Annotated in this window: 1 protein-coding gene; it reads right to left on the bottom strand. The window is 73.5% G+C overall.

Annotated features, from left to right (window positions below; all coding sequences use genetic code 11):
- Positions 1-7 precede the first annotated feature (7 nt).
- Positions 8-1589, bottom strand: a 1582-nt coding sequence (locus MJ783_RS16340) for a hypothetical protein (protein ID WP_239311310.1), incomplete at its 5' end; no start/stop codon positions are given.

Here is a 1589-nt window from a genome sequence, read left to right as displayed (position 1 = left end):
ATGAAGATCAGGACGCGCGGAAAGAGGCCCGTACGTTCTCCACCAGGGTTGTCGCGGTGTCCGCCTGCGTAGCTGACGACCGCGAGATCAGGACGTAGACCGCGTCCCCGGCCAGCAGCGTCCGCATCACGTAGGTGACCCGCTGGCCGTCGCGCAGGTAGGAGCCGGCCAGCTCCTGGCTCTGCGCTCCGGTCGGGTCCGTGATCGGCCCGGACCTGTCCTGAGTGAGCCCCGGCTGGGTGGCGAACTCGGAGTCCTGAACAACCTTGAGCGCCGCCCGTTGATCCGTGCCCGTGACACGCGCGACTCCGACCATCCGCGGGCCGGCCGCAGCCGTCCCCACCGCGGGCTCGACAAAGAAGACCCCGGTGTTGTCCCGGCGTTGGCTCCAGGCAGGCGGGTGGGAAAATGTCGCCCGCTGCTTCGTGTCGGTGACCGCAACCCAGTCAGCCGGTACCACCGCCGGGGCTGTTGTGCCAGCCGGGCTGGCGGCGGGGCTCGCGGATGCCGCCGCCTGGGCCGTGCCTGTCGGCGCGGCGGTCGGCCCGGCCTGCACGCTGGCCTTACCAGGACTGATCTTCTGCCAGACAAACCCCGCGCCGCCCCCGAGCGCGAAGGCGAGCCCAAGGATCACCACCGCATACAGCAGCCGCCGCAGCATCGGCGTGCCCGCGGCGCTCTTGCGGGGCTGTGCCCGGTGCGAACCGGTGTCCTCATCCGAGAATGACGGATTGCCACGGTCATCCCGGCGCCGGCCACGCACGCGTTCGGACCGGCCGTTGCCGGCCTGGCCGTGTGCGGCCGAGTTCGTGGACCGGTCCGTCCGGACAGGGCGATCAGCCCGATCAGCCCGATCAGCGCTGGGACGCCGGGTGTCGGAGGCAGCCGCGTCCGCGCGTACCCGGGTGGTACGCGGTGGGGCGACACCCGCCGGCCGCCCAGTGGGCTCGCGCGGGCGCCGGATACTCGTGCTGGCGGCCGCGTCCTGCGTCCCCGGGTCCCATCCCGATCCGCGCCCTGGGGGCTGAGCCGCGCGGCGCGGCGCTGCCGGTCCCGCCTGCCCCCTGGCATCATCCTGGTATGGCTGCTGGGCCGGGGGAAACCCGCCCGCGGTGTGGGCATCGGCAACAGGTGACGCGGCCCGCGCGGCGCTGTCGCGCCAGCCCCCTCCACCGCTGCCTTCGGGGTACCCCGGCCCGGGGTCCAGCGGCTGCCCAGCAGCGGGACCACCGGATGGGAAAGCCCTGGTATCCGGTGGGTACGGCCGCTCATGGGGCTGCCGGTCCGTCGGCCGGGGGCGGGACACCGCGGTCTGGCGCGGACCAGGACCAGGACTAGGACCAGAAGCGGGAGTAGCCGGCCGCGACCGTGCTGCCGCGGAACGGTGGGCCCGCTCGCCATCACGGATACCGGGATCAACCGGTGGCGGCCCGGACGGCGCGGCCTGCGGGGCGTAACGGGTCTCCTCGTCGTAGAGGTCAGCGGAGGGCCGGCCGGCCGGCGGATACCCAGACGTGACCGGCCCGTAGCCGTGGGGTGCCGGCTCGGCACGACGGCCCGCGTCATTGCCATAACCCGCCTCGTTGCCA

Source organism: Protofrankia sp. Cj3 (assembly GCF_917627355.1).
Classification (GTDB): Bacteria; Actinomycetota; Actinomycetes; order Frankiales; family Frankiaceae; genus Protofrankia.
The sequence above is the reverse complement of the archived record's forward strand: the minus strand, read 5'-3'. Positions and strand labels throughout refer to the sequence as shown.